This window comes from Tenacibaculum agarivorans (genome assembly GCF_001936575.1).
Classification (GTDB): domain Bacteria; phylum Bacteroidota; class Bacteroidia; order Flavobacteriales; family Flavobacteriaceae; genus Polaribacter; species Polaribacter agarivorans.
Window position 1 is genome coordinate 1 of sequence record NZ_MSMP01000057.1, and the last position, 16,466, is coordinate 16,466.

The 16,466-nt window shown below is 28.4% G+C and carries 22 protein-coding genes; 21 read left to right on the forward strand and 1 reads right to left on the reverse strand.

All coding sequences use genetic code 11. The annotated features are described in order from the left end of the window. Positions 1-199 precede the first annotated feature (199 nt). The 13 genes from BVC87_RS22200 (at position 200) to BVC87_RS22260 (ending at position 9,284) form a co-directional block, all read left to right on the forward strand. Positions 200-616 (forward strand): VOC family protein, encoded by a 417-nt coding sequence (locus BVC87_RS22200; protein WP_075344600.1) that lies wholly within the window; start codon positions 200-202, stop codon positions 614-616. Between the two features lie 259 nt (positions 617-875). After that, positions 876-1,124, forward strand: a complete 249-nt coding sequence (locus tag BVC87_RS22205) for a type II toxin-antitoxin system ParD family antitoxin (protein WP_075344601.1) — start codon at positions 876-878, stop codon at positions 1,122-1,124. Next, on the forward strand, positions 1,117-1,416 hold the full coding sequence (locus BVC87_RS22210) for a type II toxin-antitoxin system RelE/ParE family toxin (protein WP_075344602.1): 300 nt from the start codon (positions 1,117-1,119) through the stop codon (positions 1,414-1,416). Before BVC87_RS22205 ends, BVC87_RS22210 begins: the two co-directional genes overlap by 8 nt. A 96-nt stretch (positions 1,417-1,512) precedes the next feature. Next, complete coding sequence (locus tag BVC87_RS22215) at positions 1,513-1,959, forward strand: GNAT family N-acetyltransferase (RefSeq protein WP_075344603.1); 447 nt, start codon at positions 1,513-1,515, stop codon at positions 1,957-1,959. Positions 1,960-2,245: 286 nt separating this feature from the next. Beyond that, complete coding sequence (locus BVC87_RS22220) at positions 2,246-3,190, forward strand: tetratricopeptide repeat protein (RefSeq protein ID WP_075344604.1); 945 nt, start codon at positions 2,246-2,248, stop codon at positions 3,188-3,190. Positions 3,191-3,196: 6 nt separating this feature from the next. Further along, entirely contained in the window at positions 3,197-3,658 is a 462-nt protein-coding gene (locus BVC87_RS22225) for a hypothetical protein (protein WP_143569885.1), read from the forward strand. 40 nt (positions 3,659-3,698) lie between these two features. After that, the gene (locus BVC87_RS22230; protein ID WP_075344606.1) at positions 3,699-4,310 is read left to right on the forward strand and encodes a hypothetical protein; all 612 of its coding nucleotides are present in this window, start codon (positions 3,699-3,701) and stop codon (positions 4,308-4,310) included. Positions 4,311-4,403: 93 nt separating this feature from the next. After that, on the forward strand, positions 4,404-5,246 hold the full coding sequence (locus tag BVC87_RS22235; protein ID WP_075344607.1) for a hypothetical protein: 843 nt from the start codon (positions 4,404-4,406) through the stop codon (positions 5,244-5,246). 88 nt (positions 5,247-5,334) lie between these two features. Further along, a complete protein-coding gene (locus tag BVC87_RS22240) occupies positions 5,335-5,637 on the forward strand; it encodes a DUF1330 domain-containing protein (RefSeq protein ID WP_075344608.1) in 303 nt (100 codons plus the stop codon). Between the two features lie 97 nt (positions 5,638-5,734). After that, positions 5,735-6,871: a helix-turn-helix domain-containing protein gene (locus tag BVC87_RS22245; protein WP_075344609.1), complete on the forward strand. Its 1,137-nt coding sequence runs from the start codon at positions 5,735-5,737 to the stop codon at positions 6,869-6,871. 87 nt (positions 6,872-6,958) lie between these two features. Further along, positions 6,959-8,041, forward strand: coding sequence for a serine hydrolase domain-containing protein (locus BVC87_RS22250; protein ID WP_075344610.1), 1,083 nt, complete (start codon positions 6,959-6,961; stop codon positions 8,039-8,041). A gap of 236 nt (positions 8,042-8,277) precedes the next feature. Further along, positions 8,278-8,730, forward strand: coding sequence for a hypothetical protein (locus tag BVC87_RS22255; protein WP_075344611.1), 453 nt, complete (start codon positions 8,278-8,280; stop codon positions 8,728-8,730). Between the two features lie 62 nt (positions 8,731-8,792). Continuing rightward, positions 8,793-9,284: a tetratricopeptide repeat protein gene (locus tag BVC87_RS22260; protein WP_075344612.1), complete on the forward strand. Its 492-nt coding sequence runs from the start codon at positions 8,793-8,795 to the stop codon at positions 9,282-9,284. A 196-nt stretch (positions 9,285-9,480) separates the two neighbouring features. Here BVC87_RS22260 and BVC87_RS22265 read toward each other — a convergent pair whose 3' ends face one another. Next, complete coding sequence (locus tag BVC87_RS22265; protein ID WP_075344613.1) at positions 9,481-9,897, reverse strand: Lrp/AsnC family transcriptional regulator; 417 nt, start codon at positions 9,895-9,897, stop codon at positions 9,481-9,483. A 114-nt stretch (positions 9,898-10,011) separates the two neighbouring features. Here BVC87_RS22265 and BVC87_RS22270 point away from each other — a divergent pair, with 114 nt between their 5' ends. The 8 genes from BVC87_RS22270 (at position 10,012) to BVC87_RS22305 (ending at position 16,369) form a co-directional block, all read left to right on the forward strand. Next, positions 10,012-10,941 carry a 2-hydroxyacid dehydrogenase gene (locus BVC87_RS22270; protein WP_075344614.1) on the forward strand — a complete coding sequence of 310 codons (930 nt, stop codon included), beginning with the start codon at positions 10,012-10,014 and terminating at the stop codon, positions 10,939-10,941. Between the two features lie 2 nt (positions 10,942-10,943). Beyond that, positions 10,944-11,351: a VOC family protein gene (locus BVC87_RS22275; protein ID WP_075344615.1), complete on the forward strand. Its 408-nt coding sequence runs from the start codon at positions 10,944-10,946 to the stop codon at positions 11,349-11,351. Positions 11,352-11,825: 474 nt separating this feature from the next. Further along, positions 11,826-12,518: a PD40 domain-containing protein gene (locus tag BVC87_RS22280; protein ID WP_099098875.1), complete on the forward strand. Its 693-nt coding sequence runs from the start codon at positions 11,826-11,828 to the stop codon at positions 12,516-12,518. Between the two features lie 16 nt (positions 12,519-12,534). Then, a complete protein-coding gene (locus BVC87_RS22285) occupies positions 12,535-12,984 on the forward strand; it encodes a hypothetical protein (protein ID WP_143569886.1) in 450 nt (149 codons plus the stop codon). 134 nt (positions 12,985-13,118) lie between these two features. After that, the gene (locus tag BVC87_RS22290) at positions 13,119-13,709 is read left to right on the forward strand and encodes a TetR/AcrR family transcriptional regulator (protein ID WP_075344617.1); all 591 of its coding nucleotides are present in this window, start codon (positions 13,119-13,121) and stop codon (positions 13,707-13,709) included. 51 nt (positions 13,710-13,760) lie between these two features. After that, positions 13,761-15,008: a beta-ketoacyl-ACP synthase II gene (fabF, locus tag BVC87_RS22295; protein WP_075344618.1), complete on the forward strand. Its 1,248-nt coding sequence runs from the start codon at positions 13,761-13,763 to the stop codon at positions 15,006-15,008. Positions 15,009-15,123: 115 nt separating this feature from the next. Beyond that, positions 15,124-15,702 carry a hypothetical protein gene (locus BVC87_RS22300; protein ID WP_075344619.1) on the forward strand — a complete coding sequence of 193 codons (579 nt, stop codon included), beginning with the start codon at positions 15,124-15,126 and terminating at the stop codon, positions 15,700-15,702. Between the two features lie 466 nt (positions 15,703-16,168). Next, positions 16,169-16,369 carry a hypothetical protein gene (locus BVC87_RS22305; protein ID WP_075344620.1) on the forward strand — a complete coding sequence of 67 codons (201 nt, stop codon included), beginning with the start codon at positions 16,169-16,171 and terminating at the stop codon, positions 16,367-16,369. Positions 16,370-16,466 lie beyond the last annotated feature (97 nt).

Genomic DNA, 16,466 nt, shown 5'->3' on the forward strand with positions numbered 1-16,466 from the left:
CGTATAACTGCAATTATAGCGAATTCGGCTACCCTTCTACTGCGCTCAGGACAGGCTAGAATCCGCTCGGAATTACTATCGTCTGTGCTAAACCGAAAAATAATCGCTAACTTAACCCATAACTAGTGATTATACGAAACCGTGATCCATCATTTACAAATTGATAGAAAAATTATATCATAATCTAAAATATAGCTCTATGGCAAGAATGAATCCATACCTTTATTTTAATGGTAATTGTGAAGAAGCTTTTAATTTCTATGAAAAAGTTTTTCAAAAAAAAGTATCATACATTGGACGCTATAAAGATGTTCCCAAAAAAGATAGACACTTTTTCCAAAAAACTGACGAAAATAAAATAATGCACGTCACTTTGAATATTAGCGAAGAAACAAGTTTGAATGGTGCTGACTATGCTGAAGGATATGAAGAGTCAAAAGGATATAGCAACTTTGGTCTAATAATTCATACAGATGGTAAAGATGAAGCGGATAGGCTATATGACGAACTTTCAAAAGGTGGACAAAAAACATTGCCTATGCACGTTACATTCTGGGGTTCTTATTATGGTAATTGCATTGACAAATTTGGAATTATGTGGAAAGTTACTACCTAATTAAAAGAATAAAGTAATTCATCGGACTGATAAAAAACGAACGCATAACAATCGCTATAAGTACTTGCTACTACTCGCCCACTTCTGAAAAAACGCAGGTACAACGTTTTTTAATTTTCACCTACTTTTTAGACTAACAAAAACGTAACAAAGCTTATACCAAAACGTTGGATGTAATCCTGATCTGTCCTAAATAGAGAAGATATGACTTGATAAAAATACCAAATTTTGGTATATTTGATTTTAAAAATCATAAATAATGAAAAATACATCTATATCACTAGGAAATTATTTTGATCAATTTGTGCAAAGTCAGGTTTCAACTGGACGTTATAAAAATGTAAGCGAAGTTATCAGAGCTGGACTTCGGCTTTTAGAAAATGAAGAAAGTAAAGTAATTGCTTTACGAAATGCAATACAAGAAGGACTTAATAGCCCAATAGTTGAAGATTTTGACTTTGATGAAAATCTAAAAAAGTTAAAAGCTGAAAAGAGAAAAAATGGCTAAAGTTATCTTGAGACAAAAAGCTATAGACGACTTAAATGACATTTGGGATTATACTTTTGAAAAGTGGTCGGAAGAACAAGCTGACAAATATTATATTACCTTAAAAATTGCTTGTAACGGAATTGGAGAAAACCCTAATATCGGAAAGGAATATGATGGGATAAGCAAAAATCTTCTCGGATTTAAATCCGGAAAACACATAATATTCTATCAAATAATATCAACCAAAAGAATTCAAGTGATAAGAATACTTCACGAACGGATGGATTTGAAAAACAGAATAACTGAATAAAAACTACACCCAACAATGAATATGAAATCATGATAGCTTTTAGCTCATAACACCTCATATTCAAAACATTAGCAGCAATATTAACCAAAAATTCTAATGAAAAAACTATCACTACAACAAAACGAATTCTACATCTCTACTGATAAATCGAAATTAGATATTGATGCCATTCATGATTTTTTATCAACTAAAGCGTATTGGTCTTTAAACATTCCGAGAGAAAAAGTTAAAATTTCAATAGAAAATTCCTTCTGTTTTGGTCTTTATGAGCATAATAAACAAATTGGTTTTGCAAGAATTATCACTGATTTTTCGACAATAGCTTATTTAGGAGATGTGTATATTTTAGAGGAATATAGAGGAAAAGGTCTTTCAAAATGGTTAATGGAAACCATAATGAATTCTCCTAAACTTCAAGGCTTAAGACGTTGGATTTTGCTTACTGGCGATGCTCATGAACTATATAGAAAATATGGTTGGACGGACTTAGCTGATTCAAGTAAATGGATGGAACTACATAACAAAAATGTATATTCTAATTAATTGTAGCTCATTTATATTATCTATTGGATGCTTTCAGTATTAAAAAATCTAATAGTGACCTTAAAAATCTAACAATAATTATAAGTAATTGTTTGTTCTCCCCTACTTCTAAAAATTCTTGTAGGTTTTTAGTTTTATATATACCTATAGAATTAACTGCTAATAAGCACAACAACATGTGCAATTAATTGCGGGTAAATTTCTGATCGGAAATTCAATCTTAATTAATTATCTTTCTGCAATAACAGAATATATATAAATACATTATAGATAATCCAATAAAAAGATGAAAACAGAAAAAGAGTTACTCAAAATAGCAGAAAAAGTGTATCATCAATATAATGAAAACAGGTATCCTAAAGCTATAAAACTATTCAAAGAGCTTTTACAAAATTACCCTAAAAACATTGAGGGCTGGAGAATGCTATCAACAATGCAAAGTGCTAATAAAGATTTTGATGATGCATTGAAATCTATTAATCAAGCTATAGAATTAGATCCTGAAAACATTTGGTCAGTAAAGCAAAAGTCTTTATTATTTTCAAAGTTAAGTAGATTGGAATATGATGGATCTAAATATTTTGATGAAGATTCAGATGGATTCTATACGATTGATTCATTTGAAAATAAAAGTGAAATTTTAAAAGCCTATATAAAACATCTCTATATACAAATCGACACCTTTAATGAAGAAGATGATATTCACGAAATCTATGAAGAAACAGGAAATATCTTATCAGATTTGGGTAAACATGAAGAGAGCATAAAAGACTATAAAAAAGCCTTAGAATTTCTAGATAATAGTAATGAGGTTTTTGATGATGGTATTTTCAATCCATACCAAACTCTTAACTTCAATATTTCAAAATCATATGAAAAAACAGAGGATTTTGACAATGCAATTGTTTACTTGGACAAAGCAATTCAATATGATTCTGAGAACTCTTATTTGCTAACTCACAAGGCAAAGGTTTATGATAAAAAAGGGGATACAGAAAAGAAAATAAACGTTTACAACCTTTTTCTTGAAAATTCTGAAAAAGCCTTTCATACATCTCAAGATGCTGTATACCTGTTCCATAAAATAGATACTTATATAGAGCTAAAAAATTTGGATAAAGCTAATGATGAATTATCAAGAATAGAAAAATTAGAAGCTATAAAACATTATTCTGAAGCTATTTCAGAATATAAAGTTAAACTTGATAACTTAAAAAATAAACAACATTAAAAACAAATGAAACAAATCATTACAGTTGTTTTACTTTTTATCTCCTTTTCTATCTTTTCACAAAGTAAATTGAATGTTGATAAATGGAATATTGACAATTTTATAATTGAATGTCCAAAAAAGTATAGGGTTGAATTAAAACAATATATTGAACACAAAAGAGAACAATGGAAAAACGTCTCCAATCCTTTTACCGCAATTTATATAGGAAATGATATTGGAGACTATCATCATATAAATTTTAAAGATTCAAAAGGAAGAATATACGACTTTGGATTTGGACAAAATGATCTTGAACATATTTCACTTTTCGACAAAAAGCTTAATGATAATCCAGAATATTTAGGAAAGTCATTCAAAATATTTTGGGACTGGAAAATTTCGTCATTCCCATGCTGCTCTGGCGAATATGAGATAGTAAAGGCTTACCATCCTTCAATATTGAAATTAGAAATAATCAAAAACTAAAGCTAACTAAAAGTAAAATACAAACAAGATTTTTTGAAATATGGGAACTTATTGGAGTGGTATTAAAACGCTGTTTTCTGAGATTGACTATTTAAAAAATAGAATAAAAGAGTTAGACTTTGATTATATAGAAGTAATTGAACACCCTGCCTCTCAAGCAATAGATTTCACTATAAAAACTACTCAATTAATTAAATATAGTACTCCGATAGCATATGGAATAAAACATCTATCTGAAAAAGAAAAGAAATTTTATGGGACTTTCTTTTTTCATATGTTTTGGACAACACAGGATGATGAACACGAATCATACATTAATACTAAAAAATATACAAGTAATACCTCAAATGATGATTTAGGATGGTTGAAATTGGATCCTGAAGCATATTGGAAAGCTTTTAATTATAAAACATTAGAATTAATTGTTAGTGATTATGAAAAAATAAATTTTAATGTAATAAAAAAGATGTATAAATTGGAGAGATCAGAATCGAAAAAACAATTTGAGGGTAACCCTAATTTCAACTCTTCTGAATACCAAAAAGAGACAGAAGAAACGTTTAAAGATTTTATAACACTCTCCAAAAATATTGTTGAGATTTATAAAAACTGCATAACAGAAAAGAAAGACTTAATCATAGAGTTTATATAAAAAGATTGCTGATAAAACCTAAACGACATAAGAATGGGGTAACATTTTACTCTGCTATAATACATATACTAAACATGATACTTAATTACTAAAATGAATCTTAGCGAAGAATTTAAAGACTTACTCTTTTCTGATATTTCTATAAAAAAAGAGTTTATAGCTTACTTTCTTGAAGAAGTAACTGAAACCAATACTCTAATTCTACACAATATTTCATGTAGTGATAGCGACAAAATAGAATTAATAAAGAGTAATACTAATTTGCTCCTTTATTTATTAAAATTAGCTCAAGCTTTAAAAAATTACAATGCAGATGTATTCGTAAATTTAGAAGCAGAAATTATTGAATATTCCAACTTAGATTCTACATATTCTAACCTATTAAAAAATGCTTTTCAAAATGCACTTTCAAAACTAGAATCTACAGAAATAAGTTGGGATTTTGAAAACAATATTGATCCTGCTAATAGGTATTTAAGAATATTAAATCAAATTCCTTTTGATATTTATAAAGATTCCAAATCACTTAAAAGAGAATCTTATGAGAATTTAACTGACGAAAAGTTTAAAAGAATTAACCAAGAATTTAAATCTATAATCAAAGAAATTCATAATGAAAATGTTCTTTCAGTAGGAATAAGCTATTCATATGCAAATATTAACTTGCCTAAAACTTACGATATTATTTTTGATACTAGAGATTATACTAAGTTTTGGAAGCAAAAAACTATTGTAAAAGGAGCTTTTAACTATCGTGATATATTTCATCCTGATTTATGGAGAGGTCATCATTCACATTGTCTAATTGAAGTAGTTGGAGATATTCCTGAAATTTTCAATGAATTACCGCTAAACAATGGAGGTCGAAATACACATTCGGGAATTGGACTCTGTACAGAATTTGACTGGAATATTATTAAAAAAATAAAAAAATGATTACTATGTAGTTTTCAGAAAGTTGATCAAAATATTAGTACTTTCATAGCACAAAAAAATAAGCTCCTCTAAGTAATAGCACTTCAAAATGATTTACATAACGCAATTAATTTATATAGTAAAGGAACAAGAAGATGTTTTTCATCAATTCGAAGATATTGCAATACCCACAATTTTAAAATATAACGGAAGACTAACGCTAAGGATTAGACCTGATGGAAACTCTATAATAGAAAATACTATTGAAGTCCCATATGAAATTCATCTAGTAGAGTTTGATACACAAGAAGATTTTGATAACTTCAAGCAAGATGAAGAGCGAAAAAAGTTTTTACATTTGAAGGAAAATTCAATTAAATCTTCTATTCTAATTCAAGGAGTAAAATTATAATAAGAAAAACCAGTAAATAACACTATATAAAAAACGAAAATGGAAAACACACAATTTCTCGGATTAAGAAGTACAATATACAAAGTTGGAGATATTAATGAGTTATAATTCTTCTAACATCGATATTTTCTTTGTTATTTTTCTAGCTACAAAATTTGGTATCTCTTTATTACTTACTGCAATTACTTTTACCATTTCTAAAAAGGTAAATCAAAAAGCCAATAAATGGTTAACCGTTTTTGTTTTTGGACTTAGCCTTGTTTTTTTAGTTGATATTTTAGGAGAACTTACCAACAATACTTCTCACTCTGTATTGTTTTTTTGTAAGGAAATTATTGTTTTCTTAATTCCTATTTCTATTTACCTCGCAGTTCTCTCTTTTGTAAAACCTATTAGACATCTTACTAGGAATGATATTATTTTATGTATTCCTTGGATAATCGATATTATACTGAAATCTTTTACTTTTTTTAGTAAACAAGTATTTATCACCGAAAATAAATTGTATCAACCTTGGTACGATATCTTTTTTATAACCTTCTGTATTTTTATACTCATAAAATCATCATGGATTATATTGAAACATCAAAAATCCATTAAAGACCTGTCTGCTGATGTTGATCGAATTGATTTAAAATGGCTCCTCTATTTACTACTAGCCCCAGCCCTACTTATTTTTACCGAGATTATATTCAGTTTTAGTAAATCATATACACTAATCGGTATAGCTGATATTATAGAGTTTTTATTGTTGTTTTATATGGGCTATCATATGGTACTTCAGAAAGAAATTTTTCCTTATAAAAAAACACAATTAGAAAACGTTGATAAAGTAATAAAACATCAATATCAACTAGATACCGAAAACTGGAAGCTATCTCCTCTAGAAATTGAAGAAACAAAAAGTATTATTTTGCAATATATAGTAGAAAAACAACCTTATCTAGAAAACAATATTACACTTCCCAAATTAGCTTCCGAATTACAAATGAAATCTCATTTCTTATCCTATTTTCTAAACACTCATTTTCATAAAAACTTTTATACATTTATTAATGAATATCGTGTTGAAGAAAGTAAAAAAATATTAATTGATCCAGATAAAAAACACTTAAACATGTTAGGTATAGCTTTTGAATCTGGTTTTAATTCCAAGACTACTTTTAATACCACTTTTAAAAAGATAACTGGGCTATCTCCTAGTGATTATAGAAAACTACACGCTATAAACTGAAATTATTTTCTTGCTAAGTTGTTCGACTTTATAAGTTCGAACAATCGGTTATGATGTTCTGTTAGATTTGTCTAAAAAACAAACATAATGAAACAGACATTCTTAGCAGTATTAGTAGCTTTATGCATAACGGGTTGCTCAAAAGACAATGAATCACCAATAAATGAAGATCCACAAAAAACCAAATTGATGCAATTGCTTACCCAAAAAGAAGCAGATGGTTTTTATGGTAGTGTTCTTATTCAAAAAGATAATGAAATACTTATCAATAACGGGTATGGTTTTAAGAATATAGCAGAAAATCAGAAAAACGATCCTAATACTATTTTTGATATTGGGTCCGTAACCAAACAATTTACCGCAGCAGCAATTCTTAAATTAGAAATGCAAGAAAAACTATCTGTAGAAGACAGTTTGCATACCTATCTAAAAAATGTTCCAAAAGAGAAACAAAATATCACCATACACCAATTATTAACACACTCTTCTGGGCTTATTGAAGCTATAGGTTCGGACTATGATGTTGTGGATACCGAAATGTTCTTAACACAAACTTTTTCTTCAGAACTGCAATTCTCTCCAGGAGAAAAATATGCATACTCTAATGTAGGATATAGTATTTTAGGTATTCTTATCGAAAAAATATCAGGACAAACCTATGAAGAATACCTAAGAAATAATTTATGGATTCCAGCAGGAATGAATAAAACTGGATATCGATCGCCAGATTTTCAATCAGAAAACATAGCTCATGGATATCAAGGAGATACTGATTTTGGAGTTCCTAATAGTAGTAATTTATGGTTTAACGAAGGACCATATTGGCATCTTAAAGCAAATGGCGGGATTCTATCTAGTACACAAGATATGAAGAAGTGGCATGAAGCACTGAATACTAATGAAATTCTAAATGAAGAAGCCAAACAAAAGTTATTTTTTAAACATATTCTAGAAGAAACTGATGGAGACTCTTATTATGGTTATGGTTGGGTTATACAAGAATTGGAAAATGAAGTAAAAGTTCATTGGCACGATGGCGGTAATGATATCTTTTATGCTCAAATGTTTAGGTTCACTGAAAAGCAAAATAGTACTGTAATTATACTATCTAACCAAGCCTCTGAAATCGCTGAAACGTTAATTCTTGATATTGTTCCAATTCTATTTTAAACATCCACAAAGTGATGACTAGACACACTTCCTACATGTAGTATGTAAAAAACTAGCAAAGTAAAAAACCGTTAAATAGTAGTATTAACATCATAAATACTTAAAATGAAAATGATTTGAAAAACGATAAAAACAAAATATTTATATTTGACTTAGTACCAATCTAAAAACGTATTGCTTGTTAAACGTACAACGTTCCTTACACAGAACATTGCCCGTTATTAAGAATAATAAAAATGAAATCATTAATTCTGAAATTAGTAGTGCCATTAACGATAATTACATTTTCAATGTTTACAAAATGGTGGTATGTACTTCCAGTTGATGCGCCTGATACAATGATGAGTGGATTTCCTCTAATATGGATCAGCCAAGGTTGGCACACTTCAATGTCTCTTCAAATATTTTTAAAGGAATTGCTAATAAACCTGTTTATATATTTTTCGGTTATCTTAATTATAACTTATCTGATACATAAATATGTTGTTCAAATTCAAATTCCCAAATTAGTAACATTGGTTTTAACTATATTGACAGGGATTATATGTACTGGAGCAATCTTAATAGGAACGATGCCAGAACACGTTTACAAGTCGAAAAGAGATTTTGAAATTGAAGTATTGACAACTGGCTACAAATTCATTTGGCAAACACAGGAAAGACCTAAATATGAAGATTATAAAAAATAAAAGAATAAAAAACAACTTACAACAATAGTTGTAATACGTTTTAAAATTAAACTGATTACTTAATGAGTTCAAAAGTACCAACCGTAAGACAAACTGATTGGATTTCCATAATTCCTCATTTAGCAATAATGGGCATTATAATATTTATCTGGTATATAATCAATCCACAAAGAGCTTTTTTCTTAGGAGCTGGAACCTATTTATTATTATCCTTTTCTTTAAGAAATTTCATTCCTAAGGATCATAGAAATGGAATAAAAAAACTGAATTCGGAAAATTTTCAAACAGCAATACAAGATTTTGAAAATAGTTATTCTTATTTCAAGAAAAATGAATGGATCGATAAATATCGTTTTCTAACACTCTTAAGTTCATCTCATATGTCTTATCGTGAAATGGCTTTAGCAAACATTGCTTTTTGTTATGGACAAATTGGAAACGGGAAGAAATCTAAAGAGTACTATGAAAAAACTTTACAAGAATTTCCAGAAAGTGGATTAGCTAAATCGGCTTTAAGGATTATAAACTCAGTAGAAAAAAACAAATCACAATAAGATAAATAAAACTGTTTGTGTTTTGAATTCAATCTTATTTTAAATTTTATTTGTTCCCTATTGAAATTCATACGGATATCGTTGTTATTAAACCTAAAAATTATAATGGATTCCACATTTTGGTTTTATGGAAATTGATTTAGTTGTATCAATTATTTGTTTCCTCTGTGGCTATATATACCTTAATATTTCCACCTCAGGACGAAACATCTGACAGAATCAACAAGGTGTGAGTATCTCCAAAAGGCATTAGTTTATCTATTAATTGCTGTAAATGAAGTTGATTTTTTAATATCACTTTTAAATGAATATTTTGATTTCCCGTTATTCTATATGCTTTTTCTATCTCTGGAATAGAAGGTATTACATTCAAAAACAGCTTTAATTTTCCATGAAATACTTTTACTAAAATAAAAGCTTCTAAATCATAACCCAACTGTGGATAATCTACTTCAATTCCGTACTTTTTAATTACACCAGTGTCCTCCATTTTTAATATTCTTTCTCTTACAGCTGAAGGAGAAAGCTTAATTTTCCGTCCTACCTCTGCGAAAGAAAGTCGAGCATCTTTTTGTAGTTCCTTTAAAATAGCATTATCTATATGATCAATCATTAAATCATCTTTTTAATAGTTTAAATCCAATTGATTCAAAGGTAATATTATTCAACAACAAACGATTCACTTTTTAATTATAAAGGATATATTAGAAATTTGTAAAAAAAATATATGAGTATAGTAATTTGCTTTAACAACAAAGATCCTAAACCTTGGCAAAACGTATTAGAATTGAAACTAAAGGAAGTGAAAATTGAGATTTATCCAAATGTAAAACAACCTCAAGAGGTAACTTTTGCCCTGTGTTGGAAGCCTGATCAAAATATATTATCTAAGTTTCCTAATTTAAAAGTAGTGCAATCTGTTGGAGCTTCAGTTGAACATATTATCCGAACTCAAAATTTTTCTCCTAATTGTACATTGACTAGAGTTGTTGATCATCAATTATCAGAAGATATGTTTGAGTTTATTCTTGCGGGAGTAATGTCTCATCTTAAGAGACTATCTGAATATCAAACTGATGAAAAGCAAAAATATTGGAGTCAAAGATCTTATAAAAGAATAAATAATACTACTATAGGTGTTTTAGGTTTAGGAGAAATAGGCGCTTATATTTCTACAAAACTTGGAAAGTTAGGTTTCAAAGTTAAGGCCTGGTCAAAATCTAAAAAATCAATTGAGAATGTCTTATGTTTTAACGGAAATAATGGTTTACATAATGTCTTACAGAATACAGATGTTTTAATCAATATTTTACCATTAACATCGGAAACCGAAAATATATTGAATTTACAAAATATGGAACAACTTAGTAAAAATGCATATTTAATCAATGTTGGTAGAGGTGAACATTTAGTTGACTCAGATTTAATTACATTACTAAACAATAAACATTTATCAGGAGCTTTACTCGACGTATTTAGAAAAGAACCTTTACCAGTTGAGCATCCTTTTTGGCAACATCAAAAAATTAAAATCACGCCACATATAGCTGCTATTACTGACATAAGTACAGCCTCTAATATTATTGTTACTAACTACAAAAACCTCATTGAAGGAAAAAAACTAATACATAGTGTTTCATTAGAAAAAGGTTATTAGACATGAATAGATTTCACTTAGCATTTAAAGTTAAAGACATTAAAAGTACATACAAGTTTTATCACGAAATATTAGGATGTAAAATAGGGAGACAAACTAAAAACTGGATTGATTTTGATTTTTTTGGACATCAATTATCGGCTCATGTTTCTGAAGCAATTCCTTTGTTAGATTATTGCGGTAAGGTCGATAAAATACAGGTTCCTATTCCTCATTTTGGATGTATTCTAAAATCAAAAGAATTTGAAACAGTAAAAAACACCTTAGAATCTAACAAAATTGAATTTATAGTAAAGCCGCAAATACGATACAAAGAAACCCAAGGAGAGCAAAAAACGATGTTTGTATTAGACTTCAGTAATAACCCAATAGAGTTCAAGAGTTTTAAAAACGAAGAAGAAATATTTTAAAACGATTACTAAATTGATATCTAAAAACTGTTTTATAGTAATTAATTTAAACCGAATTTTATAATTTTAAAGCAAGAATAAAACTGAAAAATTAGTAAACTATAACCCATTACTTTTCAGATATAAACTATTATCGGATTTAATAAAAATGAACTAAAACCAACATAAAAACTATTAATCTTAACGTTAAAAATATTCAAACAATAATGAATAAATTGTTATTAATTCTAGTAATCGTTGTACCATTTTTTAGTTATAAAAACAATACGATTTCATATTTCAACCAAGCTCCTCCTTCTACAACACCTAAATTATTTGCACCATCAATTGTTAATACAGATAGTATAGAACTTAATGTAGTTTTCAATTATGATAATACAGAAATGTTCTTTTCAAGAATTGTAAATAACAGTTTTTATTATTCATCATTCTGAATTTATTAATGGTAAATGGTCTAATGTTAAACCTATTAAGATGTATGATGATACTATCTCGGTTTCTGTTGCTTGTGATCCCACAATCACTAAAGATGGAAAGACAATGTATTTTCTTGGTGTAGATCCTAAGCTTTATAAAAATGATGTTACCCGAGATGAACTTTACAAAATACCACCAGATATTTATAAAAGTAAAAAAGTCAATGGTAAATGGGGCTTAGCCTCTAAAGTAGATTTTCCAATTTCTACCGGATATATAGAAACTTATCCTGTAGTTATAGCTGATGGGAGTTTATATTTTCGCTCAAACAAACCAAGTGGTAAAGGTGGAATGTATACATATCGAGCACAATATTTAGGTAATGAAAAATTTGATACACCTGTTATCGTAAATACCAAGACAGAAAAAAAGGAACTAATAACTTACGCTTCACCTGATGAACGATATGCAATTACCAATGGACAAGGTAAATTTCAAATAACGTTTAATGATAATGGTGAATGGACAAAACCGAAAGAAATACCATTAAAATATGAAAGCAATTGGTATTATTACTGTCCCTATATGTCTTCTGATGAGAAATATTTCATCTTCTCTAGAAAGTATAATAACCCTGAAAAAAAAGGTTGGGCAGGTGTTGAAAAAGGAGAAGTTTATTGGGTAAGTGCTGACATACTTTTTAATCTAAAAAAAGGAAACATTTACTATGAATACACACGAAATTATTAGTTTTAAAAAAAACAAAATGAATAAATATAAATTAAAAACTGATGTAGCTAAAAATCTTTTAAGTGATGTTTTAATCTATAGTTTTTATAATCAAAAAAATGATAAAAAAAAATCTTTTTATAATTATATAACTCAAATTTGTATTGCCAACAAATTAGAACCAATTGGTATAAAAAGTTTCAATTTTTTTTCGTTGGACCGACAGCAATGTATAGATTCTTTTAAAAAAACCTTATTTCCTTATGAAGATCTCAATGAAAAAGAAATTGAATCAATATTTACTGAAATTGAGAATTTAGCTAGAAATGAAGGTGAAATGGAATACTTCTCAACCATTCACTTCAATCGTTCAAAAATGATTGGTTCTGGATATTTAGTATTAAAAGATATTCATCAATCTTGTAATGCTATGTTTTTAAGAAATAATTCACTTTCTTTAGTAATTTTAATAATTACCCATGATTGATTTTAAGTAACAAGTTCTATTAACAAATTCAGAATAATTTATATCAACGTATTATTAATTCAATTCTTTTAATTAAAAATTCAATATAAAATAAAATTTTTGCATCCTCATATACCGTACAGTATATTTGTAATATGATACGTTCAGAAAAAACAAGACAATTGATAATTGAAAAGACAGCTTCCATATTTAATAAAAAAGGATATACAGGAACTTACTTGTCAGATTTGACCAATGCAACTGGTTTAACCAAAGGTAGTATATATGGTAATTTTAAAGACAAAAATGAGGTTGCTGTAGAAGCTTTTAAATACAATTATAAGTTTCAGTCTGAGCAAATACAAAAAAAACTCAATCAAGAAAATACTGCAATTGGCAAGTTGTTGATTTTTCTAAATCATTACAGAACTGCTTTTAAACCCATTTTTGATAATGGTGGTTGTGCCATTTTAAATACAGCAGTAGATGCAGATGATGGTAACGATTTACTAAAAAAAGAAGTAATAAAGACCATTCAAAATTGGCATCAAAAAATTGTTACTATTCTTAATGAAGGAAGAAAACAAAATGAACTGAAAAATATTGATATCGAAAGCTTTTCTTATCGAATGATCTCATTAATTGAGGGTGGTATAATGCTGGCTAAAACTCTTGATAAACCTGAAATTTTATTGAATAATATAGATTATCTAGAGGCTGAAATTCACCAAATAAAAAAGATTTAAAAAAATTTAACAAATCATATACCTTACGGTATATGAAATAATTTCACAAAAATGAAACGAGTAGTAATCACAGGTTTGGGAGCAATTACTCCCATAGGAAAAAACACAAAAGAATACTGGAACAATCTTTTAAATGGAGTATCTGGCGCCAATAAAATAACACGCTTCGATACTTCAAAATTTAAAACCAAATTTGCTTGTGAAATAAAGGATTATGATCCTTTGGACTATTTTGATAGAAAGGAATCAAGAAAATTAGATCGATTTAGTCAATACGGTTTAATTTCAACAAAAGAAGCTATCGAAGATGCTAAACTTAATTTTTCAAAATTAGATACCAATAGAATTGGAGTTATATTTTCAAGCGGTATTGGTGGCTTTGAAACATTTGAAAAGGAAGTTATCGACTTTACAAAGAATAATTTTCAACCTAGATTTAATCCCTTTTTTATTCCAAAGATAATTTCCAATGGTTTGTCGGGACAAATTTCAATCAACTATGGACTTCGTGGTGTAAGTTATTGTCCTGTTACAGCTTGTGCTTCTTCAACTCAAAGTATCATACAAGCCTTTAACTATATACGCTTAAATAAAGCGGATATCATTATTACAGGCGGCTCAGAAGCTCCTATTACGGAATCATCTATTGGAGGATTTAACGCTATGAAAGCCATGTCTACAAACAATGAAAACTATAGTTCAGCTTCAAAGCCTTTTGATCAAAACAGGGATGGCTTTGTGGTGGGTGAAGGAGCTGGAACTTTGATTTTAGAAAGTTTGGACTCAGCAATAAAAAGAGGGGCAAAAATTTACGCCGAAGTTATTGGTGGTGGAGAAAGTTCAGATGCTTATCATATCACAGGAACTCATCCTGAAGGACTTGGTGCTTATTTGTCTATGAAAAACGGAATTCAGGAGGCAAATATTATTCCTCAAAATGTTGATTACATTAACGCCCATGCTACATCAACTGGATTGGGCGATTTATCAGAGATCAAAGCAATTGAAAAACTCTTTAAGCCAAATCTTGATAAAATACAAATCAGCGCATCTAAGTCAATGACAGGACATTTATTGGGAGGAACTGGAGTTATTGAAGCGATTTCAACTTCTTTGTCGGTAAACACCAACTTAATTCCACCAACAATAAACACGACACAAGTAGATAGCAACATACCTAAGGAGCTAAATTTATCACTACATAACAAGACTTCAAAGATCATCAATTATGCTTTGAGTAATAGTTTTGGTTTTGGTGGACATTGTGCAACATTAATAGTAAAGAAATATATTGACTAATAACTAAGAGATTCAATTTTCTATTAAGAAATTCAATCTTATTAATTATCTTTAGATTAAACCTGAATGACACTACCTTTTTATTACAAAAAAAACATAAAATATACTATGTTCAATGAGAAACTGGATTTTAATTTTGACAATTCACCTTGCTTGTATACCTGTATTTAGTCAATCTAATAATTGTGGATTTAAAACTGAGTGTGAATGTGATACTACAAAACAAACCATAACATATTCTGTTACATATTCTGATATAGTTGTTCAAGGAACAATAAAAAGTGTAGATACATTAGATCTAAGTCAGATTATTACCAAAGAAGCTGTTCTAAAAATTAAACAAGATACGTTACCTCGATCTGAATGTGCAAAAAGTACTCTTAAAGACAAGAAAGTTTTAAGATCTAAGATTCAATTAGAAAAAATTTATAAAGGCCAATCCAATCAAAAGTATATTTACATTATTACACCAATAGACAAAAAATTCTGTAGCTATTCGGATTTCACAATAAATCAAGAATATTTAATTTACGGAACCAAAAATAAGACTGCAGATAACTATTTCTTATGGACTTTTGATCAGGACTACTTTCTATTAAAAAAGGAATATATCTTTTGGACAAATAAATGTAAGAGAACTAAATTAACGGAATTGAATGAACTAAAAATTATAGAGGATCTAACAAAAACATAAACTACATGAAATTGTAATTAGCCAAATACATTATATAACATCTAACAAAACACCTCATAATCTTGAATTTCATGAATCAAAAGGCTATACTGAATGTCTAAAGTTTAACATGAATGACTTTAAGTATCAATATTTATCTTAGTTTGGTGAAGGGCTTGTTAATTATTGTTATGACTTGAAAGGACAATTAATCAAAATTGAAGAAGAAATTATAACTTACGGAAAACTTAAAGGGAAACTAAAATATGCCTATAGTAAAATCCATTAAATAAGTCTATTAAAAGTACTCTCTAAACTAATTCTTCTTCTATTTTTTGAACATTTTTTTCCAATTTGAAAAACATATTCAAAGCCTCATAAAATCTAGAAAAAAATAAAAATCAAATTTATCTCGAAATAAACTATTTTATAAAACACTGTAACAAAAAGGCTTATTAATCTTCTAATAGACAAAAGCATATAAAAAATGAGTAATTTGTATTTTATTTTTAGTTTAATCTTTTCAACTGGATTATGGACTTCTTTAGGAGTCAACTATGGAACTTTAACTGGAAACTTTTCAGGTGGTATTGTACTTGGTATTATTGCGGGTATTGTATTTGGTTTTGGAGTTGGGTTTGCTCTTAAAGCTTATAAAAAGAAATATAAAATTGAAAGTACTTTATAAACAATACAACAACTAACCTTTACAACTTATAAAATAGAATCCTGAGTATTATATACTCGGGATTTTTTTCTTAGTAAATTCATGTAGTATTTTCCAA